At 50.7% G+C, this 26,790-nt stretch carries 22 protein-coding genes, 1 tRNA gene and 2 pseudogenes; 15 read left to right on the top strand and 10 right to left on the bottom strand.

All coding sequences use genetic code 11. The features are described from left to right. The 8 genes from hflK to nnr all read right to left on the bottom strand — a co-directional run bounded on the left by hflK (position 1) and on the right by nnr (position 9,661). Positions 1–1,260 (bottom strand): FtsH protease activity modulator HflK, encoded by a 1,260-nt coding sequence (gene hflK / locus RS889_RS02880; protein WP_315709226.1) that lies wholly within the window; start codon positions 1,258–1,260, stop codon positions 1–3. Positions 1,261–1,336: 76 nt separating this feature from the next. Then, a complete protein-coding gene (gene hflX, locus RS889_RS02875) occupies positions 1,337–2,617 on the bottom strand; it encodes a ribosome rescue GTPase HflX (RefSeq protein ID WP_021017249.1) in 1,281 nt (426 codons plus the stop codon). 92 nt (positions 2,618–2,709) lie between these two features. Further along, positions 2,710–3,027, bottom strand: a complete 318-nt coding sequence (hfq, locus tag RS889_RS02870; RefSeq protein WP_021017250.1) for an RNA chaperone Hfq — start codon at positions 3,025–3,027, stop codon at positions 2,710–2,712. Positions 3,028–3,138: 111 nt separating this feature from the next. Continuing rightward, positions 3,139–4,080: a tRNA (adenosine(37)-N6)-dimethylallyltransferase MiaA gene (miaA, locus tag RS889_RS02865; RefSeq protein ID WP_021017251.1), complete on the bottom strand. Its 942-nt coding sequence runs from the start codon at positions 4,078–4,080 to the stop codon at positions 3,139–3,141. Next, positions 4,073–5,968, bottom strand: a complete 1,896-nt coding sequence (gene mutL / locus RS889_RS02860; RefSeq protein ID WP_315709225.1) for a DNA mismatch repair endonuclease MutL — start codon at positions 5,966–5,968, stop codon at positions 4,073–4,075. Before mutL ends, miaA begins: the two co-directional genes overlap by 8 nt. A gap of 23 nt (positions 5,969–5,991) precedes the next feature. Then, a complete protein-coding gene (amiB, locus tag RS889_RS02855; RefSeq protein WP_315710894.1) occupies positions 5,992–7,656 on the bottom strand; it encodes an N-acetylmuramoyl-L-alanine amidase AmiB in 1,665 nt (554 codons plus the stop codon). Next, on the bottom strand, positions 7,653–8,135 hold the full coding sequence (gene tsaE, locus RS889_RS02850) for a tRNA (adenosine(37)-N6)-threonylcarbamoyltransferase complex ATPase subunit type 1 TsaE (RefSeq protein WP_021017254.1): 483 nt from the start codon (positions 8,133–8,135) through the stop codon (positions 7,653–7,655). The genes amiB and tsaE overlap by 4 nt, the downstream gene beginning before the upstream one ends. Then, on the bottom strand, positions 8,132–9,661 hold the full coding sequence (gene nnr, locus RS889_RS02845; protein ID WP_051391535.1) for a bifunctional ADP-dependent NAD(P)H-hydrate dehydratase/NAD(P)H-hydrate epimerase: 1,530 nt from the start codon (positions 9,659–9,661) through the stop codon (positions 8,132–8,134). Before nnr ends, tsaE begins: the two co-directional genes overlap by 4 nt. Here nnr and queG point away from each other — a divergent pair. The 7 genes from queG to RS889_RS02810 all read left to right on the top strand — a co-directional run bounded on the left by queG (position 9,660) and on the right by RS889_RS02810 (position 17,889). Continuing rightward, entirely contained in the window at positions 9,660–10,799 is a 1,140-nt protein-coding gene (gene queG / locus RS889_RS02840) for a tRNA epoxyqueuosine(34) reductase QueG (RefSeq protein WP_021017256.1), read from the top strand. The genes nnr and queG overlap by 2 nt on opposite strands. A gap of 1,147 nt (positions 10,800–11,946) precedes the next feature. Then, positions 11,947–12,282, top strand: coding sequence for a hypothetical protein (locus RS889_RS02835; protein ID WP_315709224.1), 336 nt, complete (start codon positions 11,947–11,949; stop codon positions 12,280–12,282). A 73-nt stretch (positions 12,283–12,355) separates the two neighbouring features. Next, positions 12,356–13,111 (top strand): hypothetical protein, encoded by a 756-nt coding sequence (locus RS889_RS02830; protein ID WP_315709223.1) that lies wholly within the window; start codon positions 12,356–12,358, stop codon positions 13,109–13,111. A gap of 68 nt (positions 13,112–13,179) precedes the next feature. Next, positions 13,180–13,881 carry an ABC transporter ATP-binding protein gene (locus RS889_RS02825; RefSeq protein ID WP_315709222.1) on the top strand — a complete coding sequence of 234 codons (702 nt, stop codon included), beginning with the start codon at positions 13,180–13,182 and terminating at the stop codon, positions 13,879–13,881. Then, the gene (locus tag RS889_RS02820) at positions 13,874–15,124 is read left to right on the top strand and encodes an ABC transporter permease (RefSeq protein WP_315709221.1); all 1,251 of its coding nucleotides are present in this window, start codon (positions 13,874–13,876) and stop codon (positions 15,122–15,124) included. The genes RS889_RS02825 and RS889_RS02820 overlap by 8 nt, the downstream gene beginning before the upstream one ends. A gap of 28 nt (positions 15,125–15,152) precedes the next feature. Beyond that, the gene (locus RS889_RS02815; protein WP_315710892.1) at positions 15,153–16,601 is read left to right on the top strand and encodes a TolC family protein; all 1,449 of its coding nucleotides are present in this window, start codon (positions 15,153–15,155) and stop codon (positions 16,599–16,601) included. Continuing rightward, positions 16,594–17,889, top strand: coding sequence for an efflux RND transporter periplasmic adaptor subunit (locus tag RS889_RS02810; RefSeq protein ID WP_315709220.1), 1,296 nt, complete (start codon positions 16,594–16,596; stop codon positions 17,887–17,889). Before RS889_RS02815 ends, RS889_RS02810 begins: the two co-directional genes overlap by 8 nt. Positions 17,890–18,270: 381 nt before the next feature. Here the strand turns inward: RS889_RS02810 and RS889_RS02805 are convergent. Both RS889_RS02805 and RS889_RS02800 read right to left on the bottom strand, forming a co-directional pair. Beyond that, a tRNA-Gly gene (locus tag RS889_RS02805) sits at positions 18,271–18,346 on the bottom strand. A 194-nt stretch (positions 18,347–18,540) separates the two neighbouring features. Beyond that, complete coding sequence (locus tag RS889_RS02800) at positions 18,541–19,467, bottom strand: D-2-hydroxyacid dehydrogenase (RefSeq protein WP_315709219.1); 927 nt, start codon at positions 19,465–19,467, stop codon at positions 18,541–18,543. Between the two features lie 1,267 nt (positions 19,468–20,734). Here RS889_RS02800 and istA point away from each other — a divergent pair. The 8 genes and pseudogenes from istA to RS889_RS02760 all read left to right on the top strand — a co-directional run. Next, positions 20,735–21,904: pseudogene (gene istA, locus RS889_RS02795) on the top strand (IS21 family transposase). A 34-nt stretch (positions 21,905–21,938) separates the two neighbouring features. Beyond that, a complete protein-coding gene (gene istB, locus RS889_RS02790) occupies positions 21,939–22,700 on the top strand; it encodes an IS21-like element helper ATPase IstB (RefSeq protein WP_315709218.1) in 762 nt (253 codons plus the stop codon). A gap of 211 nt (positions 22,701–22,911) precedes the next feature. Beyond that, positions 22,912–24,201 (top strand): type 2 periplasmic-binding domain-containing protein, encoded by a 1,290-nt coding sequence (locus RS889_RS02785; protein ID WP_315709217.1) that lies wholly within the window; start codon positions 22,912–22,914, stop codon positions 24,199–24,201. Next, on the top strand, positions 24,198–24,599 hold the full coding sequence (locus RS889_RS02780; protein ID WP_315709216.1) for a hypothetical protein: 402 nt from the start codon (positions 24,198–24,200) through the stop codon (positions 24,597–24,599). Before RS889_RS02785 ends, RS889_RS02780 begins: the two co-directional genes overlap by 4 nt. Positions 24,600–24,609: 10 nt before the next feature. After that, a complete protein-coding gene (locus tag RS889_RS02775) occupies positions 24,610–25,011 on the top strand; it encodes a fucose-binding lectin II (RefSeq protein ID WP_290180673.1) in 402 nt (133 codons plus the stop codon). A gap of 535 nt (positions 25,012–25,546) precedes the next feature. Then, a complete protein-coding gene (locus RS889_RS02770; protein ID WP_425475108.1) occupies positions 25,547–25,774 on the top strand; it encodes an AlpA family phage regulatory protein in 228 nt (75 codons plus the stop codon). A gap of 35 nt (positions 25,775–25,809) precedes the next feature. Continuing rightward, positions 25,810–26,181, top strand: coding sequence for a ParA family protein (locus RS889_RS02765; protein ID WP_425475107.1), 372 nt, complete (start codon positions 25,810–25,812; stop codon positions 26,179–26,181). A gap of 307 nt (positions 26,182–26,488) precedes the next feature. Continuing rightward, positions 26,489–26,730: pseudogene (locus RS889_RS02760) on the top strand (IS110 family transposase); the annotation flags it as partial. Positions 26,731–26,790 lie beyond the last annotated feature (60 nt).

Genomic DNA, 26,790 nt, shown 5'->3' with positions numbered 1-26,790 from the left:
TTATTCTCTCCCTACACGAGTGATATCATTACGCTGAGCATCCGCTTTGCGTTGATCCATGATGCTGCTACTGCTACCACTGGAATCCGATGTACTGTGATTCACTCCTGAACTGGATACCTTCAGTGGAGCAACCTTACTGCCAGTAATACTATCAGAGGTCGTATTACCACTGTTCTGATCACCCAATAGACGATCCAGCGGCAGTACCATCAGGTTATTGCCTTTATCATCAATCAGTACCTTGCGATTATGGCTCAACACTCGCTCCATAGTTTCAATATAAAGGCGTTCACGAGTAATCTTCGGGGCGGCTTTATATTCCGGTAACAGGCTTGCAAAGCGGGAGACTTCCCCTTGAGCTTCCAGTACTACTCGGGTTTTATAAGCACGAGACTCTTCCAGAATACGCTGAGCCTGACCATTAGCCCGCGGTTGCACTTCGTTGGCATAAGCCTCTGCTTCACGAATATATTGCTGTTCGTTCTCACGGGCAGCGATAGCATCGTCAAAAGCCGCCTTAACCTCTTCTGGCGGACGCGCCGTCTGGAAGTTAACGTCGAGCAACGTAATCCCCATATCATAAGGACGAATAGTTTCTTCTATCACTCGCTGGGTATCCGTACGCACAATGGTACGTCCTTCAGTGAGGATCTTGTCCATGGTGTATTTACCGATAACACCACGCAGTGCGCTGTCAGTTGCCTGACGCAGGCTATCATCAGCATTCGTCACACTAAAAAGATACCGTTCAGGCTGAGTAACCCGGTACTGTACGTTCATTTCCACACGGACAACGTTTTCATCCGAGGTCAGCATGATGCCAGAAGTAGCCAGTTCACGGACAGACTCCACGTTAACCGCCCGTACGGCGTCAATGAACGTCGGCTTCCAATTCAACCCCGGACCGACTATATGGCTGAATTTACCGAATCGGGTAACAACACCACGCTCCGCCTCTTTGATGGTGTAAAAACCACTGACAGCCCAGACCACCACCGCAGCGACCACAATCAGACCGACAACACGTCCGCCCAATAATGATGAACCGCCACTATTCCCAGTGTTTCCTGAACCCGAGTTTTTTTTGCCTCCCAATTCACTAAGCTTTTTGCTTAATTTACGGAAGATATCATCAAGATCGGGTGGTCCCTGATCTCGACCACCTTTATTATCTCCGCCAGAGTTGCCGCTATTATTATTGCTGCTCCCCCACGGGTCGCGGTCCTGTCCGTTATTACCGGGCTGATTCCACGCCATGTTTTAGCTCCATTAATTATGATAGGTATTCTTAGGGGTTAATTGTCCCAGAAGTCCATCAGATTATATTCACAATTCAGACAATATAATCTTTCAATTCCTGCTCTTGCTTACAGAGGCGCCGCCAGTCAACGATAGGCATACGAACTGTCAAGCCCACGCTTCCGTCCTCTTCAATCCATTCTTTTTCTATTGCCTGAAGCTGATAAAAACGGCTTCTCAAGCGTCCAGCCTGAGGGGGAAGATGTAATGAGTAATGGACAATCTCCCCAGAAAGCCGCTCAGTTAATGCCCGAAACAATAATGAGATGCCAACGCCAGTCTGGGCAGAAAGCCAAACTCTGACTGGCACGTTATCTTCATTACGATCAATACGCGGCTCAAAGCCTTCCAGCATATCGATTTTGTTCATAACCTGTAGCATAGGAATGTCATCCGCTTCAATCTCTGCCAGCACGATTTCTACCGCTTCAATATTCTCGTCCATGCGAGGATCAGCGGCGTCCACTACGTGTAACAATAACGAAGCCTGACGTGTTTCCTGCAATGTTGCTTTAAATGCAGCAACCAGATCATGCGGTAACTGCCGGATAAAACCCACGGTATCTGCCAGCACAGTATCACCTACGTCCTCCACCTCTATGCGGCGCAGTGTAGGATCCAGTGTGGCAAACAACTGATCGGCCGCGTATACCCCAGCCGATGTCATCTGGTTAAATAAGGTCGATTTTCCGGCATTGGTATAGCCCACCAGAGAAACCGTGGGGACATCTGCACGGACGCGCGCCCGACGTCCCTGTTCACGCTGTTTCTCTACCCGAGTCAAACGGGATAAAATCAGACTGATACGATTACGAAGTAAACGTCGGTCAGTCTCAAGTTGAGTCTCACCGGGGCCTCGCAGCCCAATACCGCCTTTCTGACGCTCAAGATGAGTCCAACCACGTACCAGACGGGTGGCAAGATGGCGTAACTGCGCCAACTCAACCTGCAATTTCCCCTCATGGGTGCGCGCTCGTTGAGCAAAAATATCAAGAATCAACCCGATTCGGTCAACCACCCGACATTCACATAAACGTTCCAGGTTGCGTTCTTGAGCTGGTGTTAAGGCGTGATCAAACAACACAACAAAAGCATTAGTAGCTTTAACAGCCTGGGCAATTTCTTCCGCTTTACCCTCACCCACAAAATATTTGGGATGCGGTGCTTTACGACTGCCGGTAATAACCTGCAACGACTCAATACCAGCAGAAGAAACCAGAGATTCGAACTCCAGTAAATCTTCCGTATCTTTCTCTTGTGAAAAGTAAATATGAACTAATATCGCCTGTTCACCGGCTTCATAACGGTCAAACAACCGAGCAACCTCTCAAACAAACGAACACGGTCATGGCAGGGAAAACGGATAACATCATCCATTCCTCTGCCATGGTAAACCGGTAATGAGCCTTATTCAGCGTCATCGCTATCCTGTTGCGGCTGTTGCTGACCAGCAGGATTACTACCATGATAGTTGTTAGTACCAGGATTACTACTAGTACCTGGGGTATTACTATGGTGCGACACCGGACGGGATGGGACCACCGTGGAAATGGCGTGCTTATACACCATCTGGCTAACCGTATTTTTCAACAAAATGACAAACTGGTCAAAAGACTCAATCTGACCTTGCAACTTGATACCATTCACCAAATAGATCGAAACCGGAACACGTTCGCGACGCAATGCGTTCAAGAACGGATCTTGTAAAGATTGCCCCTTAGCCATTCTATATTTTCCTTATTTGCTTGTTGTTTGTAACAAAGAACCCTATGGCCCTAAAATAACGGTATAAAATTTTTGTGCTGAGAATCAGCCAATTGTACACAATCACCCAACCTATGCACTAACAACCTGTATTACCTTATCTATCGCTTCCCGAGGCTTGTCGCTGTCTAACCAGCAAACGTCGTCCCAACCACGTAACCAGGTCATCTGGCGCTTGGCCAATTGCCGGGTAGCACAAATACCGCGATAAACCATTTCATCGTAACCAATTTCGCCGGATAAATATGACCACATCTGGCGATAACCGACACAGCGGATAGAAGGCAAATCGGTGTGCAGATCAGTTCGGTCAAATAATGCCCTGGCCTCCGTTTCAAAACCCATCTGTAACATCTGCTGAAAACGTAGCGCAATCCGCTGATGAAGCAATTCGCGCGTAGCAGGAGCAATAGCAAACTGATACACACGATAAGGCAACGCTTCACCAGATATTTTTGTCAGCTCGGTTAAAGTGTTACCTGAAACGAAAAAAACTTCCAGTGCCCGAGACAGTCTCTGTGGATCATTTGGATGAATCCGAGCTGCCGCAACTGGATCTATCTCACATAACTGGCGATGCAGCGCTTCCCATCCCTCTTTTTGTGCCCTTTCTTCTATTTGCCGACGCACCAGTGGATCGGCCGATGGTAAAGGAGAGAGTCCTTCGAGCAACGCCTTAAAATACAGCATAGTTCCTCCCACCAGCAGAGGAATACGACCAGCGGCACTGATTTCTGCCATCGCCTGTAGCGCATCACGGCGAAAATCAGCGGCAGAATAGGATTCAGCCGGGTCACGGATATCGATCAGGCGATGCGGTACTTGGGATAGCTCGTCCGCACCGGGCTTTGCTGTACCGATATCCATGCCACGATACACCAGAGCAGAATCGACGCTGATCAACTCAACCGGAAGATGCTGATATAACGCCATCGCCAGCGCTGTTTTTCCGGACGCTGTCGGCCCCATGATAAAAATGGCCGGCGGATACGGTTCCTTTTCAAATTCAGTCATGCTTCAAGGCCTTGATGGCAGCGTCAATATCCATCACACATAAAAATTCAGGTGGCGGATTTCTCACCCACTGTGGGCACAGACGCTCCACTTCCGTTAACAACTGTATTGCCTGGGCATGTGTCCAGTTTTCATGCTCACTGATCAACTGATGTGCCATCCACACAGCGATCTGTTCAGACTCTGCCATGGGATAATCGGCCAGATAACCTAACAGGTAAGAAATCAAGTTTTGTAAATTTTGTTGTCTCAATGGTAAAGGTACTGCTCGCAGTGTAGCTCGCTGTTGTTCAATCGCGACATCAATACCAAATTGCGTCAGTAGTGCCTGATGCTGCGACAGCACACTCAACTCCTTTTTATCCAGCGTCAAGCGCTGTGGGATCAGCAGTGGCTGCGGACGCAACCCTTCTGTTGTGGGAGTAAGCTGAGCCTGTTTCAGATGGCGCTCTGCAACAGTGAGTGACAATATCGCTAGCCCTTGCTGGTACTCCACCAACGCATAGCATGGCGGATAAACGGTTAATACCCGTCCTAATCCCTGGTCGTTGCTTGCCAATGGAGCCGTACTCATCACCTGAGATACCGCCGGTGACGGAGGCTTCAGCACCGTTTCTACTGGTGAAGAGCCGGGCGTACCTGATAATGGCTGTTTCGGCTGTAGCAATTTCTGGTACAGCTCTCCTTGTTTTTTCTGATAACCCGAGCCGCTAAGATAAGGCGCAGGCTGACGTTCACGAGCCGTTGTGTTGGCAGGTTCGGAAACCGCTTTTTCCACCGCTGAAGAAATCGTCCGGGCAAAATGATTTCCTCCCGATGCAGTACGGTTTTCCTGCTGCCATACCGGCGTAGGTTCAACGCCTGGCTCAGTGATGGGCAATATCGGTGCCGCCGACTGCTGCAATACCGTCATCACCGCCTGATAAATAAAATCATGTACCAGCCGAGCCTGATGAAAACGGACTTCATGTTTGGCAGGATGCACATTGACATCCACCTGATGGGGATCCACTTCCAGATAAAGAACATAAGCGGGTTGCTGCTCATCTTTGAGCTGATCCTGATATGCCTGACGGATTGCATGATTAATCAGACGATCGCGCATCATACGCTGATTGACATAGCAGTATTGCATTTCCGGCAGTTGTCGCGCGCCGGCAGGATCCGCCACCCAACCATGAATTTTCAGGTCGCCATGTTGCCAGGAAACCGCCAGTGCATGTTGCAGAAAAGCCGCACCACAGATATTACCTAGTCGACGCTCATACTGCGAGGCATCACTGACAGCCCGATATTGGCGGATCAGTTTACCATTATGATTCAGATTGATCGCAATATCGAACCGGGCTAACGCAATACGCCGAACTACCTCATCAATATGAGTAAATTCGGTTTTTTCTGCGCGCATAAACTTACGACGGGCAGGTGTATTATAAAACAGATCCAGGACTTCCAGTGTCGTCCCTACCGGATGGGCAGCCGGTTTTACCGTAACATCCATATCGCGGCCTTCCGCATAGGCCTGCCATGCTTCACTCTGCTGCACGGTGCGTGAGGTCAGCGTCAAACGCGACACTGAGCTGATACTGGCCAAAGCCTCGCCGCGAAATCCCAAACTGATAATCGCTTCCAGATCGTCAAGAGTCGCAATTTTACTGGTCGCATGGCGAGCCAGTGCCAATGTCAGGTCCTCTTTGCTGATACCCGAACCGTTATCTCGGATACGGATCAACTTGGATCCTCCCCGTTCAATGTCAATATCAATGCGTGTGGCACCCGCATCCAGACTATTCTCGACCAGTTCTTTCACCACAGACGCAGGTCGCTCCACTACCTCTCCGGCAGCGATCTGATTGGCCAGTTGTGGTGGTAGAACCTGAATCGGCATGAACTTACCTCTTTTCGTTTACGTCAGACGGAAGGAATAATTAGCGTCTGGCCCAGTAATACCCGGTTTGATGCCATATCATTAGCCTGCTGAATTTCTTTCATGCTGACACCATAACGGGTGGCGATAGAACTCAGGCTATCCCCTCTTTCTACTTTGTGTTTTACCACAGTTGCCACTTTTTTGGTGGCAGACTTCACATTGGCGACACGGTTGTCAGCCACCGGGATTGTTAATCGCTGCCCAACCCAGACCACATCTTTCTTCAGGTGATTGGTATCACGTATCGCCGCCATACTGACACCATAACGAACAGCAATTCCGGATAACGTTTCCCCCCGTGACACCGTATGACGCACTGTATTACGGCTGGGGTATCTGCCGGACGTCGCAGAAACGGAAGACTTCACTGTCGGCAGTATGGATGGTCGTTTTTCCGGCTTTGGAGCCGATTGTAATGGATGTGCCAGGAAATAACTGCGCAGCCCCCGGTAGATGGCATTAGCGATTTTTTCCTGATAGGCATCGCTACCCAATAATCGTTCTTCAGCCGCATTGGAAATAAAACCGGTTTCCACCAGAAGTGAAGGGATATCCGGCGATCGTAATACACCGAGACTCGCGTATTCCGGACGTTGTTTATGCAAACGGCCAATGCGGTGCAATTCACGCAATACCTTGACGGCAACGTCATAACCAACACGCTGTGAATGACCAAACTGCAAATCCAGTACTGCCTGACTCAGATAGGGATCGGCTCTACTGTTTGCCAATAGATCGCCGGCACCGCCCAATAGCTCAGACTGTTTTTCATGCTGTTCGAGCCAGTTGGCCATCTCGCTGTTAGCTCGTCGGTTTGACAATACCCAGACCGAGGCACCGGTAGCATTATGGTTTGGCGCCGCATCCGCATGGATAGACACCAACAAGTTGGCCCCTTGCTTACGGGCTACTTCGGAACGCCCCATCACAGAAATAAAGTAGTCGCCATCACGAGTCAGTACCGGTTTAAACATCGGGTCCTTCTCCATGATAGCCTTTAGTTTTCGGGCAATCGCTATGGTGACGTTTTTTTCATGCAAGCCGTCGGGCCCCGTCGCACCTGGATCCTGACCACCATGCCCGGCATCAATCGCAACCACAATTTTTTCATCGCCCACACGACGGGCAGGAACCCGGGCCGACGTCGTGTTCCTGTCCGCCGTCGTCGTCGGTTTAGCATTGAATGGAACACGTCTGCGATCAGTTTGGGGTTCACTACGCGATATCGAGGTTATTGGATTATTGACAACCGCTTTTCTCTCTCCAGTCACGGTGAAAACCACGGTATAGTCTGAACCGTTTTTTTGCGTAACCGCTCGCGTTTTAGCCCGACCAGTCAATTCAAGCACCAGCCGGAGACTTTGCGCATCCTTCGCCTTGCTACTACGAATACGGGAAATCATGTTCTGGCCACTGAATTTCAGCGGCAACCCTTGAATAAGGCCAGACTGGCGTACATCAATCACTACCCGGTCCGGATTGTGCAACGAGAAAAAAGCATAAATAGGCTGCCCACTGAACCTGAGGCTCACCGTTGCCTGCCCAGAGGCATTATTGACCTTGATATCCGAAAGGTTAGCCGCCCATAACGGGTTGGCAAACATCAATGACACGCAGAATAAGACTTTAATCAACCGGTTTATCATGACGTTTTCAACCTCAATAATCCGGCCAGACATACCAGTAATTTTTCTCCCACTGACGACAGCGCGATAACCTCTGCCTGCCGTCCCGTACCCTGATAATGCAAATGCAGTTCAATATCGGCCGGCGGTAATATCCCGACGCCCTGCTGCGGCCATTCAATCAGACAGATAGCATCTTGTGACAGATAATCACGGATTCCCATAAACTCCAGTTCTTCAGGGTCGGCTAACCGATAAAGATCAAAGTGATAAACCGGACGAGGTGACAATTCATAAGGCTCAACCAACGTATAAGTTGGACTTTTTACGTTTCCCTTATGACCAAGCGCCTGTAGGAAACCACGACTCAACGTGGTTTTCCCCGCCCCCAGGTCACCCAAAAGATAAATAATACCAGCACAGTCAAACGCCTTGGCCAGTGCGGCACCTAGTGCGATGGTTGCTGCCTCGTTCGGCAGAGGTAACAAGAGTTTCTTCATTCTGTCTTTTCTAAGGATATCCACTCAGGATTTACATATTGCGACAACACTGGCATCAAATCGGTTGCCAACATCCCCCGCGTGCCCCGTTGCTTCGCCAACTTATCTGCTGCTGCACCATGAACAACACATCCCGCGCAGGCAGCATCATACAATGCCAGTTTTTGTGCCAGAAACGCCCCGATAATACCGGAAAGCACATCACCCATACCGCCACTTGCCATACCAGGATTACCGACATCGGCTATCGCCAACCCCTCTTGCTCATTAGCGATCACTGTCCCGGCACCTTTCAGCACGACAACACCGCCATAACGTTTCACCAGTTTCCGGGCAGCTAGTAAGCGGTCACTCTCAATATCTGATACGCGACAGTTTAATAACCGGGCCGCCTCACCAGGATGAGGGGTCAGAATGCGATTCTGACGTTTATGCGGATTGATTGCCAGCAGGTTGAGAGCATCAGCATCCCATAACATGGATTTGTTACAATTTTCCGCTATTCGCAGTGCATTTTTTCCCCAATCCCGCTGCCCCAACCCCGGGCCGATCACAACAACATCCGCCCACTCCATTCCCTGACGCAGAGTTACCGCAGTAAGCTCTTGTACCATCAACTCGGGACGAAAGGCCACCAACGCTGCAACATACTGCTTGTTAGTAAGCACTCGCACCAATCCGGCACCACTGCGTAATGCGGCCTCGCCAGCCATAAAAACAGCGCCGCCAGTTCCCTCGTCACCGCCAACAATCAGCAACCTACCGTGCTCGCCCTTATGGGCTACAGGTCGACGTGGTTTTAACCAGCGCATCAGCGATGCCGCAGTAAGACGCTGAATTGGGGCCACTTGCCGCGTTACCCATTCGGAAAGCCCTAGATCATCAAGATGAAGATGACCAACGCAGTCACGGGCTGCCCCGGTAAGTAATCCCGGTTTCAGGACAATAAAAGTCACCGTGTGGTCAGCCTGAATCACTGCTCCTTCATGATGACCGGTTTCAGCGTTTAATCCTGAAGGAATATCTAATGCCATTACAGGCGCCGGGCAATGGTTTACTCGCTCAATCAGCTCGTCATAAGGCATTTTGGGTGCCGATAAAAGCCCCGTACCTAACAAACCATCAACAATAATATCAATATGCTCCGGCCACAGTGCTTCAGTATCCAGCTCCGTACCCCCCTGTTCCAGCCAGGCCTGCCGGGCTTGTGTCGCTTCTGCGGGTAAAGGCCGGGTTCCTGGGATGGCAATAACCGAGACCTGCATTCCAGCCTGTCGAGCCAGACTGGCGACAATATAACCATCACCACCATTATTGCCATGTCCTGCCAGCACCAGCCAGTGGCGAGCGTTTGGGTAATACCGTCGGATGAGATTGAAGGCCGCATCACCGGCACGTTGCATCAGGGTATACAACGAAACCCCCGACATCTCTGCTGCTTCAGCTTCCTCATCACGGATCCAGTCGGCCCTGAATACAGAATATGGTAAAGTGGAAGAGACTTGATTCTTTCTATGGCCCATCATGACATACCCCTACGATCTCAATGAATTAGCACAACTTATCAAGCAATGGGGTCAATCGCTGGGTTTCCAGCAGGTGGGAATTTGTGATACCGACCTTTCTCACGAAGAACCCCGGTTGCAGGCATGGCTGGATAAGCAATATCACGGCGAAATGGCATGGATGGCCCGACATGGTATGTTGCGAACCCGCCCACACGAACTGTTGCCCGGGACATTGCGCGTTATAAGTGTACGCATGAATTATCTTCCTGCTAAGGCTGCTTTTGCTAATACCCTAAAAAATCCTCACCTGGGTTATGTCAGTCGTTACGCATTGGGCCGCGATTATCACAAATTGCTGCGCCAGCGTTTGAAAAAGCTGGGAGACATGATTCAGGCCTACTGTGGAAAGTTGCAGTTCCGCCCCTTCGTTGATTCTGCGCCGATTATGGAAAGGCCGTTAGCCGCCAAAGCCGGACTAGGCTGGGTTGGCAAACACTCACTGATACTTAATCGTTCTGCGGGATCTTGGTTTTTTCTGGGGGAGCTGCTCATTGATTTACCCCTTCCATTGGATAATCCGGTTAAGGAAGCGTGTGGAAAGTGCGTCGCCTGCATGACAATCTGCCCAACAGGGGCGATTGTCGAGCCTTATACCGTTGATGCGCGACGCTGCATATCCTACCTGACTATCGAACTGGAAGGCGTTATCCCGGAAGCCCTACGGCCCTTGATAGGTAACCGTATCTATGGATGTGATGACTGTCAGTTAATTTGCCCGTGGAACCGTTTCTCGCAACTGACGGATGAAGTGGATTTCAGTCCACGTGCCGCTTTACACGCGCCAGAGCTGTTAGATCTATTTGGCTGGGATGAAGACAAATTTCTACGGATCACCGAAGGTTCATCTATTCGCCGCATTGGCCATTTACGCTGGTTACGCAATATTGCAGTCGCCCTGGGTAATGCACCTTATGAAGATCATATCGTACTGGCCTTGCGATCCCGACTTGGGGAAAACAACGTGCTGGATGAACATATCCAATGGGCCATTGCTCAGCAACTGTCCCGCCGGGAACAGTCAGCACTTGACATCTTGCCAGCCCAGAAAAAACGGCTTATTCGAGCTATTGAGAAAGGATTACCCAGAGACGGCTGACATGATATTTGGTGAAAAAAATTTGTCATTGAAGCTTTATATCATCTGTGGATAATTATAAAAAATCGTTGTCAATCAATCGTAACAAAAAGTACAAGTGATCTTGATAACGTTTTTTATTATAAATTTATCTTTTTATTTCAGATATATAAATAAAAAAAATTTTTTAGATGACAAACTGACAGATATAAACTAAAGCACATCATCTGTGGATAAGTCTGTTCAAAAGAATTATTTTTTTCAAAAAAAGAGGGGGAAATTTCTGAAAGAAATGGAGAAAATGCTGAAAATTTGGAACGGGAAACGAGACAACGGATTCCCACCTGTTTCATTGATTCAACAAAAGTTTTTGGTACACCCTTCTGTTTGAGGGACCGTATTCTGTCTTACCCGGAAGATCTTAGCAAGCAATTTTCCACGACACCCCTTCAAGTGTTTTTTTGATCAATAGGACTCAATCCTCCGAAACGCGCTCCTTCCTCGGTCTGTTGCTCCTGGACAAGGTGCTGCCATGGGGTAGTTCTGTCACGTCACGAACGTTATGCACTCTGCATCAGCATGACGCGACCATGACCGCAACCAGCGCACCTCTTTGGGCAACGACAACATTCTGAAACGTGAACCAGGCAAAGTCGCAGAGGGACGGCGCTAAACGATGCGACTGTCAGCCTTGTGCGGCGTATGAACCTTCGCTAGCACGGCCATGAACGATGACGCTTGCCACGCGGGACATCCTTCTGCACCGCTTATTCAGCAAGAACCAGGACGGCACAAAACATATGTCAAACACCACTAAAGTTTTCTTGTTTCGAGTCGTTATCCCATAGAGGAATTTATACGCAAATTTTGCCGACTTGCATTGAACAGAATAATCCACATGGACTTGCTTCAATGTCGGTTGGACAAAGCAGAATTGCCGCATGAGATCGCACAGCGAAGTGCTGCAATACCGGACGGGCAAAAACAAGCCCTGCACGGTTACATTGTTCAATACCATTGAAGGAGATCATGTATGAAAATCAAACAAACCATGCTGTTGGCTACTCTTGCCGCTGCTACGATGTGCGCTGCTGGCGCGGCATTTGCGGGCCCACCAGTATAGATCACATTCAAGAATCTGGGTACCCAAGAGGCGACCTACAAGATTGTGACCAATAACGAGGTCAGTACCAACGTAAATGCCAGTCCCAAGCCTGCAACGACTGTTGCGCCTCAAGGAACCAATACTTACACAGTACAGAACCCGATCAGCCCTGATGCCAACGCAGCAATTGTGCGCTACACCATGGGTAGAAAGACCTGTGTCTTCGGCACGACCTTCGTGAACCAGATCATTGGCGGCGTTCTGCTTCCTGGTGGTCCCACCAAAGTTCCGAAATGGAACAAAACCGCAACCGCCAGTAATGGCGCAGTCTGCAACGCCACCATTAAGTCGCAGAATCTGTCGAACTATTCATGGACCGTTGAATTCACGATGAAGTAATTGGCAAAGTGCGGCTCAGGCCAATAGTTTGGCCGCACTTCTTCTGTAGATATGGAAATTGCGGAATCCCAGTATGAACGGTATCAATCAGTTTGGCACCTCTATGGCGCAACAAACACAGGTTAGCGCACAAGGCACTATCAACAAGACCAGCGCTACAACATCTGAGAAGACTAACGGCACAATCGACATACAGGCCAGTGCCAAAACGCAGGTTTCGCCGCTTTCCCACCTGCTTAGTGATGCGGCGAACCGTGCGACCGCACGCGATGCCAACACCAGCCGCGACGAGTTGGCCGCTATTGCACAGTCTACCGTCAATAAGCTGCTGGGAGAGAGCTATCGGAGCAACAAGGCTGTTCATGATGCGGAAGTGCCAGCCTCTGACGACCCACAGCGTCTTGCCCAAGCCCGACAAGCAACCGACTTTACCAATGGCAAGGGAGTAAATCCCTTCAAAGGGATGTCACGCGATCAACTAGCATTGATTACTTACGATGACAGTGGCGCATTTACCATCAATGAACGCCGGGCCGCATGGCTGGAAGCCTATGACCAACATGAGGCATGGAGCCGAACCGTTTCTCAAAAAATAATGGACGAATACAACCGAAACGGCGAGGTTTCCTCAAAAACCTATCAAGAAATATTGGACTACTATCAGTCACTCCCAGCCATCGAGGAAGCCCAACTGCCAAAGGGTTACGACACCCAATTGCAGGCCAGGATGCAACAGGCAAATGGCGCTGAATCAGCCCAACACAAAAATGAACTGGAATCTTTGCTGGAGCTGCTGACCCAACGATTGGGCGATAACAAGCAAGCATAAGGCGAGTAGTTAAAAGCAGCCTGCGGCAACAACACTGTCAAGAGGACGACAAACATTCTGGAGAAAGGATGCAGAGAGCTCACGATACCGATTTGATTCGCCTGGAAAATATTACGCACGCTTACACTACGGGCGCATCCAATCAGGCGGTTCTGCATGATGTGTCGTTCTCCGTCCCTGCGGGCCAAAGCTGCGCCATTGTCGGAGCATCTGGATCTGGCAAAAGCACGCTGCTCAACCTCATCGGGTTACTGGACGAACCCACTTCGGGCCGTGTACTGCTCGCAGGTAAAGACATGACCAGCGCCGATGCTGAATCACGCGCTATAGCGCGTAACCGGATTATCGGCTTCGTATTCCAGAGTTTCAACCTGCTACCACGGCTCGATGCGCTGGACAACGTAACACTACCTCTGCTGTATCGCGGCATCCCCCAGCCACAAGCCCGACAAGCCGCTCTGATGCAACTGGAGCGAGTTGGCCTGACCAATCACCGTCACCATCGCCCAGCCGATATGTCAGGCGGGCAGCGCCAGCGCGTTGCAATAGCTCGCGCCCTTGTCGGCGAACCATCGCTACTGCTGGCCGATGAACCTACTGGCAATCTCGATAGCCAGACCGCGCAGGACATCATCGAACGGCTGCTGTCCCTGAACCGCGAATATGGCACGACATTGGTAGTGGTGACTCACGATACCGGGATTGCTGATTGCATGGCGCGCTGTATTCAAGTCCACGATGGCCGATTAGAGGAAGCTGGACATGCCTAGACAACCCCGTCATACCGCAAGCGCTTCAGGCTTATCGCATGGCTACGGCCCCTCATGGCTGCAACAGTTGCGCGAACCGGTAGAGAATCTGCGCCAGCTTGGCCGCCGAGCCGTCTTGGCACTCTTGGGGATCGCAGTGGGCTGCATGGCCGTAGTAGCGCTACTGAACATCGGGCACAACGCCGAACGGGAAGCCATGAGCGTTTTCAAAGGGATGGGCAGTGACCTGCTCGTGGCGAACGTGCAAATTCCCACCGGCGGTCGCAGCGAGGCGCTCCCCAACATTGCCACACTGGATACCGACGCGCTTCGTAAGGCCGTCCCCGACATTACAGCGGCAGCCCCCTTAATCCTTACGAGTACGGATGCCCGGCTTAAAGGCCACACGCTGAGTACAACCACGCTGGGTAGTAATGCAGATTTCCCCAAAGTGCTGGATCTCCGACTGACGCAAGGGCGCTTCTTGAGCAGGTTCGATGCGCACAGCACCTATGCAGTGTTAGGTGCAAATGTAGCGGCCGAATGGAAAAGCGCGGGTATCCATACCCTGCCCGGCGACCATGTACAAATTGGCGGCTACCTGTTTCAGATCATCGGCATCCTACAGCCCAAAGGTCAGAACACTCTGCTTCCCGTCTCCTTGGATGACGCTATTCTGCTGCCTCTAGAGGGTATGCGGCGCATCATTCCTAACCCACAGATAACCAGCGTACTGGCCCGCAACCCTAACGGCACTACGTTGGCACAGACGTCTCCCCGTTTGCAGCAGTGGCTGGGAGATAAAATGCCTGGGTATGAGGTCAACGTGCAAATTCCCCGGCTGCTGCTTGACGGCATGGCCCAGCAATCACGCCTGTTCTCCTGGCTGCTGGCTGGCTTGGGGGGTATCGCCCTACTGGTCGGTGGCATCGGCGTCATGAACGTCATGGTGATGAATGTCGCTGAGCGACGCCGCGAGATCGGTGTGCGAATGGCGCTCGGCGCTCGGCCCCAAGACATTGCCAGGCTCTTTCTGTTGGAAGCGATCATACTGGCCGCTACGGGCGCGCTGGCCGGTGCGGCAGTCGGCTTAGTCATGGCTTGGGCCTTCGTTCACTACTCCGGCTGGTCGTCCTTCTCATTATCGGCGGCAGCGTTGCCCCTCGGTATCGGCAGTGCCATTGTAACCGGCCTGTTTTTTGGCTTGTCGCCAGCCATGGCGGCAGCACGGCTTACTCCCGAACAGGCGTTGCGCGATGCGTAATGTGCCTATCCTCATTGCTCTCACCCTGATGGCCCCTGTTGTTGCCCAAGCGGGAACTGATAGGTCATTGCGCCCGTCCCAGGCAACCCGCCAAGGCCAGCCGTCACCCTCGGCTGCCAGTATTTCACTCAATGCCCAGACCATCGAGCTGACACTGAGCGATGCGATCTATCTAGGGCTGCGCGACAACCGTTCTATCCGTAGCGCCTATCTGGATCGCATAGCCCAGAAGTTCGATCTGCGCGTGGCCGAAGACCGCTTCACACCGAAGCTGATGCTCAGTGGCAGCTACCTTTCCAATCGGAATCAGGATGACCGTTATCGGCAGGGTTCCGTAACGCCTACAACCACCTTGCTGACGCCGTATGGCACCCGCGTGAGCCTGGGATGGACGTATCGTCATACACAGGCTGACCAGGCCGGACTATCACTCAATGACGGTGCCAATATATCGCTGATCCAACCGTTGTTACGCGGTGCGGGCAAGGAGATTGCGACAGCGCCGGTACGCCTTGCACGGCTAACCGAGCAGACCAACCGACTCAACCTGAAATCCACTGTCTCGCAGACCATCACACAGGTGATCGAGTCCTATCGCACGCTATTGCAGGTACAGGAACAATTGAAGATTTCTCGGGACTCGCTGGGGCGCGCTCGCCAGCTGCTCGAGGTCAACCGAGCCATGATCGCAGCCGGGCGCATGGCAGAGTTCGAGATTGTGCAGACGGAAGCCGAGGTCGCCTCACAAGAACTGGCCTACGAAGAGGCCCGCAATCAGGTGGACACGGCACGGCTTGCCCTGTTGCAGCTACTAGCCCTGAATCTGAACACACCTATTGTTGCAACCGAGGCGCTACAGGCCCGACGTGTGGATGTCAATGCAGCCCAGGCACTACACCAAGCCGAAGCGTCACAGCCAGCCTGGCTCTCCCAGGTCATATATAGCGAGCAGGAGGCCATCAATCTCGCGGTGGCGCGTAACGACCGCCTTTGGGATGTTTCGATTGTGGGCGGTGCCAGCCAGATACGTGACCGCAATACTCTGGGCGACGCCGCACGCACCTGGGAAAACTATGTCGGGATACAGGTCGAAATTCCCATTGGCGACCTCAGCACACGCCAGGCCGAAGTACAGGCCCAGGTCAATGCGCGCAACCAGGAGATTCAGTTGGCGGAAGCCCGCCAACAACTGAAGCGCGATGTAACGAATGCAGTACGCAATATTGGCACCCGCTGGCGGCAGTACGAAATCGCTCAGCGCGCGCGTGACCTCACCCGCCGCAAGCTCGAAATTGAGCGGGAAAAACTCACAGTGGGCCGATCCAGCAACTTCCAGGTGCTGAGTTTCGAGAACGACCTGCGTAATGCCGAGAATGCACGCCTCAACGCGTTGATCAGCTACCTGAACGCCCAGGCCGAACTGGATCAGACGCTGGGCACCACACTACAAAGCTGGGATATAGCGCTTAATGACTAGATACCGCCTGGCGAACCAACTGATCACGCTCATCCGTCGCCGCCCGATCTTGTCGGTGCTATTGGCGTTGCTGATGGTAGTGACTGTCGCCATTTTCTGGAAACCCTGGGAACCCGACGACGCCAGCCTGGCGCAGAACACGCAAGTACAGTGGTTGCGGGTGCAACCCCAATTGATCGAACAGCAGTTAGGGCTGATGGGCCGCATTCAGGCTGCCCGGCAAGAAACCCTGTCAGCGCCGTTTGAAGCCGTTATCCGTGAAGTGTTGGTACAGGAAGGGCAGACTGTTGAAGCGGGCCAGACACTCCTGCGACTTGACCCAGGGCAAATTGAAATTCAGCTACGCCAGGCGCAGGCGGAACTACTCAAAGCACAGCGTGAAGTCCATCAACTACGCAACTGGGACAGTAGCCCCGAAGTTTCCCGTGCCCGACGCGCCGTGCAGACAGCCCGCTCGATCCTGGGAGTCACGCAAGCAAACCTGCGCGATACACGGGCTCTGTTTGAGCGCGGTATCGTCGCCCGCATGGAAGTTGATACGCTTGCGCAACAAGTGCGCATGCAGCAGCAAGACTTACTCTCCGCGCAGGATGAGCTGCTCACCGTCGAAGCGCGCGGCCAGGGTGAAGAGCGCAAGATTGCTGAAATGGAACTAGTCAACGCACAAGCGCGTCATCAGGCTGTAGCAGCACAAAGCGAACGCCAGGTTCTCAAAGCGCCGTTTTCAGGAGTGATTTTACGTCCGTCGATGCCTGAGGGCGGCAAAGCCGTCATCGCTCAAGCCGGGGTACAGGTCATGCAAGGAGCGCCTCTGCTGCTCGTAATAGGGCTGGATCGCATTCAGGTACTCACTCGAGTGGAAGAAGCTGATCTGCACCAACTGCGCGAAGGTATGCCGGTACAAATCACTGGGGATGGTTTTGCCGGACAAACACTAACGGGCCGTATTGCCACCATCGCGGTACAAGGCAACGCAGCAGACGCGCCTGGTGCAACCGCCCATTATGACATCGTGATTTCAGTCGATAGACCTCATGCCGAGGCCGCGCAGCAGGTCAGACTGGGCATGAGCGCCCGACTGGCCATCATCATCTACCGCAACGAGCAGGGTATTGCGGTGCCGCCACAGGCACTGGGCACGGACGATGATGGCTCTACCTATGTACGGTATCGCGCTACGCTTGACGCAGCACCGTCAAAAATACGAGTCACGCCGGGCCGGGCTATCGCTCAAGGCATTGAGGTGCAAGGGCTGCAATCCGGCTATGTTCTGGTACCTGCCAACTGATCAACTTGCGAACGAAAAATACAGAAAAAACAGCCACGGAATGCTTAAAAAATTCACATTCCCTGCGGTTATAGCAGCTCCCCTTTATCCGTTTTTCGTGACGAAGTCCATCTGCATCATGATGGTGTAGTCTTTGCCGGTGGCCTTGGCTTGCCGGACTACGGCATCAGTTAATACCATAGGTACACCGACTTCGAGTTGATAAGAGGTGTATTGCACTCAGGGGCAGTGACTCAGCAAACCAGCGACTACCCGGATTTCATGTACCGTTCGGGCAGATTGACAGTGGCATTGAGCAGTTTCTGCCAGACATTCTCCAGGGATAGAACCCTTTTGAATCAAGAAACTATAGACCTTGGCGGATGTCTATAGATGAAGAATTGGAGCGGGAAACGAGACTCGAACTCGCGACCCCGACCTTGGCAAGGTCGTGCTCTACCAACTGAGCTATTCCCGCACGGATACTGCCTGATCACCCTCTACCCTGTGACAAAATAACACATTGACTTGGATGACCCTCAGAAGAAAACAAGAAATAACATACTGAAATATTTGGTTATTTTCTATGAAATCTCAAGAGGGCGGAATTATGAACCAATCACATAATGTTGGCAAGCAATTTTCATCAACGGATGAATCCTCGGGTTCTTCTTAATAAACGCCAGAAAAATCGACTTCTCCTATCAACGGTAATCCATGCATAAATCGGGGTAAGTTCTCCAAAAACAGATGTCCTAACCGTTGCGGGATCAATGGCCCGGCGATATGTGCGGTTACTGTAAGATTAGGCACCCGCCAGAATGGATGCCCTTGTGGCAGAGGTTCTTGCCTGAACACATCCAGCACCGCTCCCGCAATGTGCTGATGTGCCAGTGCCGCCAGCAAATCGTCATCCACCACAGCGCTACCCCGCCCTACGTTGATAAACAGTGAAGAATGTTTCATCGCAGCAAACAACGCCGCATTGTAGATACCTGTTGTTGCCGGGGTATCAGGCAGAATATTGATAACATAATCAGCGTGCTGTACCGCCTGAGGCAATTCAGTTATGCCAGCCACCCGTTCAAATCCCGGCAGAGGGCGTGGCACGTTAACAATACCGTGTAAAGTGACACCGAATGGCTGTAAAAAGGCCGCGACTTCCCGGCCAATATCGCCAGCGCCCACAATTAATACCTGACGACCATACAATGAACCCGGTAGTGACTTATCCCACTCACATCGTTGCTGACTTTGTTGACGCATATTCATTCGCAACTCATGCTGCAACAGATAGGCGATGATGTATTCGGCGATCGGCTGACCAAACACCCCTACTGCACGACTCAGACGATAATCCTGCGGTAATCTGGCCTCCAACAACGGTTTATATCCTGCCCAGGTCGATTGCAACCACTGAGGCTTCACTCCTAGTCTCAGCATATGAGCAGCTTTGTCCGGCTCTCCCACCCAGATAGGGCACTGAGCGGCTTGCTGCGGATCGCCAGTACTTTCCACCAGAGCCAGATGAGGATCAGCAGCATGCAGTACAGAACAAATTTCATCAGCGCGGGAATCAAGCAGGAGAATCGCAGTCATATCAGCTACCAATCAGTCAAAAACAAAACGATGATAATAATGGAAATAACGGACAGGTAAAAATAAGATCCGATACAGGAATAGCAACTTGCTGAAATAAAAGATCTCTTATAGAAAGGATGCTAAGTTCAGACTCGAAGAGCGTTTATTTCACATACCACTCAAAGATACTGGTTATCCTCAACCAGCCACTCCCTGCCCGCATGGATTTTCTGAAGACAAAATCACTGCTCGGGTGTCTATACACTATGATATTGACAACGCCAAAGCCCATGCGATGTTTTCTGAAACCATAAACAACATTACTGGCTTAGCCAGCATCTTGCTGACCACCACCACAGAGGTGATATTCAAATATGAGTAAAAATATACTGTTTTATTATTTTTAATAAATTCAGATAGTCACCCGATAACATCAGGCACTAATTATCATTAAAATGAAATTATTCAAAATAAAATAATTCAACAATAAACAGAAATTAACTTTTCATTTAGTAAAAAATAAAGCCTAATTTATCATCAGTTAAAAACTGGAATGTCAGCATTCTGATATCATCTGAGACAGATGCGATTGCAGAATGCACGGATAATGCTATCTTGAATAAAACAGTGAATTCATTCGAACGTAGAATATGATGACACCCAAAAATAAAATCATAACAACTAACTGTGTAATTGACTCAGCCCCACAAAAACCACCTCGGATTAATTGAACCCATAAGACATTTTCAGTAGATAAGTTGCTGAAGTCAGGGTTACCTGTCTATACCCGCCAGACTTCAATAATGTATCCACAATGTGTAACAAGAAAAATGCGGTAATTAATTGCCACCGATAGATTCCAGGACGCAGGAAGGCGGGCGAGAAAATGAATTCCGATGAGATTACATCAGTAAGTGATTCGAGTGAGTGAACGATGCTAACACGCCTTCGACTTAAAAGGCGGCAGGTATAAAACACGATAATAACATGCAAAATCCTTATTCGGGTAGATAGCCTGGATAGCGTTTTTTTCCCACAGTCATAGAGGAGATTTCTATGGGTTTTCTATCTCGGATAGTGGTGCACACCGTCGTCATTGGCATACTAGCATTCGGTAATGCAGTCGCTTTTGCCGGACAGTTAATACTAAAAAATATGTCCTCAAACCCTATTACTTGCACTGTTGTTAGCGCCAGTGATATAAGACGGTAATTCACCATTAGTATTGTCCGCTCCACCCTACATGTTGTTTCCTTTAGGTTCTCACACCAGAAAGGACATCAACATGCTGAGCAGAGAGGACTTTTACATGATAAAGCAAATGCGCCAGCAGGGTGCGTACATTGTCGATATTGCGACTCAGGTGGGTTGCTCTGAACGAACTGTCAGACGCTACCTCAAATACCCTGAACCGCCAGCCAGAAAGACTCGCCACAAAATGGTTAAGCTGAAACCGTTTATGGACTACATTGACATGCGCCTGGCCGAGAATGTCTGGAATAGCGAGGTCATCCTCGCGGAAATTAAGGCAATGGGCTATACCGGCGGGCGTTCCATGCTGCGTTACTACATCCAGCCCAAACGTAAAATGCGCCCATCAAAAGAACGGTTCGCTTCGAAACCCAGCCGGGATATCAGCTCCAGCACGACTGGGGCGAAGTCGAGCTGGAGGTTGCCGGGCTACGGTGTAAAGTTAACTTCGCGGTTAATACGCTGGGGTTCTCCCGACGCTTCCATGTCTTCGCCGCGCCAAAGCAGGATGCTGAACACACCTATGAGTCGCTGGTTCGCGCCTTCCGCTACTTCGATGGCAGTGTGAAAACTGTGCTGGTTGATAACCAGAAGGCAGCGGTGCTGAAAAATAACAACGGAAAAGTGGTGTTCAACTCCGGGTTCCTCTTGCTGGCCGATCACTATGACTTCCTGCCACGGGCCTGCCGCCCACGCAGGGCCAGAACCAAAGGAAAAGTAGAGCGGATGGTGAAGTATCTCAAGGAGAACTTCTTCGTCCGGTACCGCACGTTCGACAGCTTCGCTCATGTTAACCAGCAACTGGAGCAGTGGATGGCGGATGTTGCTGATAAACGGGAGCTTCGCCAGTTCAAAGAAACACCGGAACAGCGCGCGCGCTGGAACAGAGCATCTGCAGCCGTTGCCGGATACAGACTTCGATACCAGCTACTTCGACATCCGCCATGTGTCCTGGGACAGTTATATCGAGGTTGGCGGCAATCGTTACAGTGTTCCTGAAACCTTGTGTGGACAGCCGGTCTCAATACGGATCTCACTGGATGATGAGTTGCGGATCTACAGCAATGAGCAACAGGTGGCGTCACACCGACTCTGTTCAGCATCGTCTGGCTGGCAGACTGTGCCGGAACACCACGCCCCGCTCTGGCAGCAGGTCAGCATGGTAGAACATCGCCCACTGAGTGCTTATGAGGAGTTGCTGTGATGCATGAACTGAAGCGCTGCTGAGTCGCCTGAAAATGGAGCACCTGAGCTATCACGTTGAAAGCCTGCTGGAGCAGGCGGCTAAAAAAGAGCTGAACTACCGGGAGTTCCTGTGCATGGCGCTGCAGCAGGAGTGGAACGGCAGACATCAGCGCGGCATGGAGTCCCGACTGAAGCAGGCGCGTCTGCCATGGGTCAAAACGCTGGAGCAGTTCGACTTCACCTTCCAGCCGGGCATCGATCGTAAGGTTGTCCGGGAGCTGGCCGGTCTGGCGTTCGTGGAGCGCTGCGAGAATGTAATCCTGCTGGGTCCTCCAGGTGTCGGGAAAACCCATCTGGCCGTTGCTCTCGGCGTGAAAGCGGCGGATGCAGGGCATCGGGTACTGTTCATGCCACTGGACAGACTGATCGCGACGCTGATGAAAGCGAAACTGGAAAACCGGCTGGAGCGCCAGTTACAGCAACTGAGTTATGTCCGGGTGCTGATCCTGGATGAAATAGGCTATCTGCCAATGACCAGAGAGGAAGCCGGCCTGTTCTTCCGGCTACTGAACCGTCGATATGAAAAAGCGAGCATCATCCTGACGTCAAATAAAGGCTTCGCAGACTGGGGAGAGATGTTTGGAGATAACGTGCTGGCTACGGCGATCCTGGATCGGCTGCTGCATCACTCAACCACGCTGAATATCAAAGGAGAAAGCTATAGGTTGAAGGAAAAACGTAAAGCTGGAGTGCTGACCAAAAACGCCACGCCAATCAGTGACGATGAAATGGCGGAAAGCGGACAGCATCAGTAAAGAAAGCATCTAGCGGGCATGAAAATGGCAAATAACGGTCAAAGATCGTGGCGTTGACACTGTTGACGGCTGGACTATCTCATCAGGTAGCAGCTTCGATTGGTATATTAAAGTACAACCGGGCCAGTCCTTTTACGTAGGTCAGAATACCAGCCGACCCAATTCCCCTATTATCAACTGGGCAAACTGCAATAACCTGCAAACACGCTCAATGACTGTGACGCCATCGGGTCCTAATCAGACACTGGTGCTTAACGGGCAGCAAACACGGGTTCTCAATGTATCGCTTTACCCCTACTTGCCAACCTTGCCGACCGATGATTTTGAAAATCTGGTCGCCTATATTGTACAGACGTACCAGGCACAGCATCCACAAGTCTTACTCAATGCCGTACTCAACCAGGCGGTGGACATCTATAGCTTTGACGCACTGCCTACATTGCTGGGTCACGAGGGTTTTGATGTTATAGAACTTGATGTTTTGTACCTTGGGTTTCTGGCTGACAACCATCTGATTAACCCCGTACAGATTACCGGTGATGCACCATGGCCAGTTGCTCTCGCCGGTTCAACCTATAAAGATCAGTTGTGGGGGATACCAAGCTGGTTATGCATGGATTTTATCTACGATTACAATCATGAGATCACAACACAGAAAAGCCTGACGCAGTTGATAACCTATCTGGGCACTCGTTCACCTGACATCCCAGAACTTGTAGGCAGCTATAATGGCAGTTGGAGTATTCCCTCAGACTACATTAACGCCTATGTGCAAACCTATGGCTTCGAGGCGCTACAGCAATCGATGCAAATGCCCCCAGATGAGGCCGTTGTAAAGCAATTAGTCACCCTGTCTGATACCTGTGAACATAACGGTATCAACAAATGCACGAATAATACTTATCACCATGCCCCAAATGGGACTACCGAGCAGGTTTTCGCTACCGGGCAAGCCAGTACCGATATGGGATTCTCAGAACAGTCCTTCTTTATACGGCTCTATCAGTCAACACATGATCCGCTTTATGTTACTCCCACGCCTTGGGGAGAAAAGCCTCAGCCGCTCCTGTTTCAAGATAGTTTCGTTTCCAGTGCAGCAACTTGCTCACCAGGCAGCAATTGCGCCGCCGATGCTCAGGCGTTTACCACACTGATGACCAGCGTAGCGATGAAAAACTACATTGTACAATCCAAAGATCTGCCGGCTGGTAGCCCGTGGCGCACACTATTGGTTGCCAATCAACAATTCTGGCAACAACCTCTGATTGCCGATAATGCTTATTACCAGCAGCTTCAACCCATATTTGCAACTGCACAGGCATTTCCCAACAACTTTACAGAGCAGGTACAAACTGAAATGGCCACTCAAATCTGCACTGCTTTAAAACAACAACAACCTATGTTCGTCTGTGACAGCGGCACCGATACCACCTTGCTGGCACCATCACATTCAAGGCTATCATCACCCCAAAAACCAGCTCAAAGCAGGAGAGGATTATGAGTGTCGGACCCGTTTCAGGAAATGGAATACCCATCACCTTACCAGTAGGGAAAACCGTATTCTGGACAGCGGATGTTCAGGCCTCTTATTCGCAATTTATCCAGGTGTGGGATTCCACAAACACGGTGGTGATACAGTCGAGCGGCGCTTCTACCGGAGGGCATTCACCCACACAGATCGGTCAAGGTTCATTTGTTACGGCGGGGACTGGCGTTTATACCATTTTCCTCGGCTATAACAACGGGCAATCCTGGTCACAAGTTATGTGGGATGAAATGACGCTAATTATCGGTAGCCAAATATTTTCTAGTTGCTTTAACTTCATTACCGAAGACGGCGCAGATCAGGACTTTAATGACTCTTGTCTAACGTTAACGTGGTTTAACAGCATCGGTTGAGGAACAGATAATGACGATAGGGCCTGTAAGTGGCAATGGTATTGCCATCAGTATCCCAGCCAACAAAATAGTGTTCTGGTCTGCGTTGGTACAAAGTTCAGCTAACCAGTTCATTCAATTAAAGGACAGCAACGCGAACATCGTCTTTACGGTCCAGGGTGCGAGTTCAAGCGGCGGTATACCAACACAAATTGGTTCAGGTTTTTTTCAGGCTGATACATCGGGGAGTTATTCGATTTGGATCGGGACGAACGGAGGAAAGTCCTATTCTCAGATCTTGTGGTCGCAGGATGTGATTACCAGCGGTTCCTCGGTCTACTTTGGCAAATATATCTTCGCCAGCGAGGACGCCACGGATTATGACTACAATGATTCATTCATCCAGCTACAGTGGTTCCAAAATGTAGGATAAGTTTCCCCGTTAGAACGGTTTCACACTTGTCGGTAGTCGGTAAAGGTGTCGCCGGCCAACCAGAGATTCCGCGATAACGCAGACCCTACAGTATCAAGTTGGTAGTCTGCCGGATTTGCTCTTGGGTCTTGCCGTTTTGACCAGGTTGTTGGTGATGTTTTCATCACCGACGACACTAACGTGCCGATACCAAGTGTTCGAAAAACGTTGGGGATTAACAGGATTAAAAGTCGTGGTCGATGGTGGTTTTCAACAGAGTTGGTGGATGCTCAACAAATCCATAACGCTGTTGAATCAACGAATTATAGGAACCATTAGACATCTATAAAAGAAGATTTGGAGCGGGAAACGAGACTCGAACCTTGCCCATAACCATTTGGTCATAAAAGAGTTTTATTTTTCGCCGCAACAGGGACAGACATGGCTATGGACTTATTTTTTCGAGATGGCAAGCATTGTGCCAATTTTTTCCACACTAGGCTGCTGACGTCTATCAACATCTGGTGTCTCGCTCGCCCCCCTCAAGCTAGACACTGTGAGATTACCTAAAACGGACGGCTCACGCTACGCTAATATAAGCAGAGCCGGCCCTTTACAAAACCAAGCGGAACACAGCAAATCGGCAAAAATGGGCTTCAAGCGCGCCCACATCTACAGCCTTATGAAAGAAGCCAAAACCATGAAACTTGGCGTTCGCGCCGTGAGCTGGGATTCGGCCGAGATCGACCAATGGATCACCGACCGCCTTAAAGAGCGCATCTGACCTGCTCCCATAGCTTTTACCAAGAGGGGCAAGTCATGCAGGTGATCTCCATCATTTCGACGAAAGGCGGTGTGTGGAAAACGACAATCGCCGACGCCGGATTGCGGGTGCTGCTGCTCGATCTCGACATGCAGCCGATTCTCTCGTCGTACTACGATCTGGCGAACCGCGCGCCTGGCGGAATCTATGAGCTGCTGGCGTTCAACGAGCGCGACATCTCTCAATTGGCCTCTTGCACAGCGATCGAGCACCTTGGCATCATTCTGTCCAACGACCAGCATCATCAACTGAACACGCTGTTGCTACATGCTCCGGACGGCCGGCTGAGGCTGAGAATCTCAAAAAACTTACACTACTGCTTGATTATCTTATTGAAAGTAGCGATTTCTTTTCTTAAAGAAAAGTAAGTATCCTACGGCAGAGGCGGAGGTTTTAGGGGAAACGCCTCAAAGGCGCTAACGAACCATGAGCCGTCCAAGGCAGTTATACGTTCAATTTGGGGTTGATTCAGAATTCGGAAAAATAAGTGCACTAAGGAATGCGATCAAACAACAACGCGGCTTTATGAGAGGTGTTTGCTGATGGAAGCGGCGTTCTGACTGTTCTCGAAACTCGGCAGTCTCGACGGCTCGTTACGAGGGCGGTTTTCGAGAATGAGGCGAACAAAGCTAGTTCTGGCGCAGCCCTCATTCTCACAGTAGCTTCTCAAAAACGATGTCTAATGTATTTGCTGTTCACGGCGTTGACCAGAATAGTAAAACTGTTCTGGTAAAACCAGGGTATCGTGCGCAGCACTTCCCGAGCTTATCGCCAGTTTACCTCCCTGTGTAATCGGGATGGAAACATGCTCGGGTCCCCACTACTGGGCAAGATTATTCAGGCAGTATGGTCATGATGTCCAGCTGATGGCACCGAAATTTGTTTCACCCTATCACATGGCTGGAAAAAACGATGCCACAATAACCGTTTATAATACCGCCGTCTTACCCTTTAACTTTAGCCACAGCAGTGAAGAA

The organism is Brenneria uluponensis (assembly GCF_032395385.1).
Taxonomy (GTDB): domain Bacteria; phylum Pseudomonadota; class Gammaproteobacteria; order Enterobacterales; family Enterobacteriaceae; genus Prodigiosinella; species Prodigiosinella aquatilis.
Note: the sequence above shows the minus strand (reverse complement) of the source record. Positions and strands in the feature narration are given on the sequence as shown.

What these genes read in the sequence shown, in the direction of transcription:
- hfq (WP_021017250.1), bottom strand. Translation starts at nt 3,027, where the DNA reads ATGGCTAAGGGGCAATCTTTACAAGATCCGTTCTTGAACGCATTGCGT.
- hflK (WP_315709226.1), bottom strand. Translation starts at nt 1,260, where the DNA reads ATGGCGTGGAATCAGCCCGGTAATAACGGACAGGACCGCGACCCGTGG.
- miaA (WP_021017251.1), bottom strand. Translation starts at nt 4,080, where the DNA reads ATGACTGAATTTGAAAAGGAACCGTATCCGCCGGCCATTTTTATCATG.
- mutL (WP_315709225.1), bottom strand. Translation starts at nt 5,968, where the DNA reads ATGCCGATTCAGGTTCTACCACCACAACTGGCCAATCAGATCGCTGCC.
- RS889_RS02815 (WP_315710892.1), top strand. Translation starts at nt 15,153, where the DNA reads ATGGCCCCTGTTGTTGCCCAAGCGGGAACTGATAGGTCATTGCGCCCG.
- queG (WP_021017256.1), top strand. Translation starts at nt 9,660, where the DNA reads ATGACATACCCCTACGATCTCAATGAATTAGCACAACTTATCAAGCAA.
- istB (WP_315709218.1), top strand. Translation starts at nt 21,939, where the DNA reads ATGGAGCACCTGAGCTATCACGTTGAAAGCCTGCTGGAGCAGGCGGCT.
- nnr (WP_051391535.1), bottom strand. Translation starts at nt 9,661, where the DNA reads ATGATGGGCCATAGAAAGAATCAAGTCTCTTCCACTTTACCATATTCT.
- RS889_RS02820 (WP_315709221.1), top strand. Translation starts at nt 13,874, where the DNA reads ATGCCTAGACAACCCCGTCATACCGCAAGCGCTTCAGGCTTATCGCAT.
- RS889_RS02800 (WP_315709219.1), bottom strand. Translation starts at nt 19,467, where the DNA reads ATGACTGCGATTCTCCTGCTTGATTCCCGCGCTGATGAAATTTGTTCT.
- tsaE (WP_021017254.1), bottom strand. Translation starts at nt 8,135, where the DNA reads ATGAAGAAACTCTTGTTACCTCTGCCGAACGAGGCAGCAACCATCGCA.
- amiB (WP_315710894.1), bottom strand. Translation starts at nt 7,656, where the DNA reads ATGATAAACCGGTTGATTAAAGTCTTATTCTGCGTGTCATTGATGTTT.
- RS889_RS02810 (WP_315709220.1), top strand. Translation starts at nt 16,594, where the DNA reads ATGACTAGATACCGCCTGGCGAACCAACTGATCACGCTCATCCGTCGC.
- RS889_RS02775 (WP_290180673.1), top strand. Translation starts at nt 24,610, where the DNA reads ATGACGATAGGGCCTGTAAGTGGCAATGGTATTGCCATCAGTATCCCA.
- RS889_RS02825 (WP_315709222.1), top strand. Translation starts at nt 13,180, where the DNA reads ATGCAGAGAGCTCACGATACCGATTTGATTCGCCTGGAAAATATTACG.
- RS889_RS02765 (WP_425475107.1), top strand. Translation starts at nt 25,810, where the DNA reads ATGCAGGTGATCTCCATCATTTCGACGAAAGGCGGTGTGTGGAAAACG.
- RS889_RS02830 (WP_315709223.1), top strand. Translation starts at nt 12,356, where the DNA reads ATGAACGGTATCAATCAGTTTGGCACCTCTATGGCGCAACAAACACAG.
- RS889_RS02780 (WP_315709216.1), top strand. Translation starts at nt 24,198, where the DNA reads ATGAGTGTCGGACCCGTTTCAGGAAATGGAATACCCATCACCTTACCA.
- RS889_RS02785 (WP_315709217.1), top strand. Translation starts at nt 22,912, where the DNA reads ATGACTGTGACGCCATCGGGTCCTAATCAGACACTGGTGCTTAACGGG.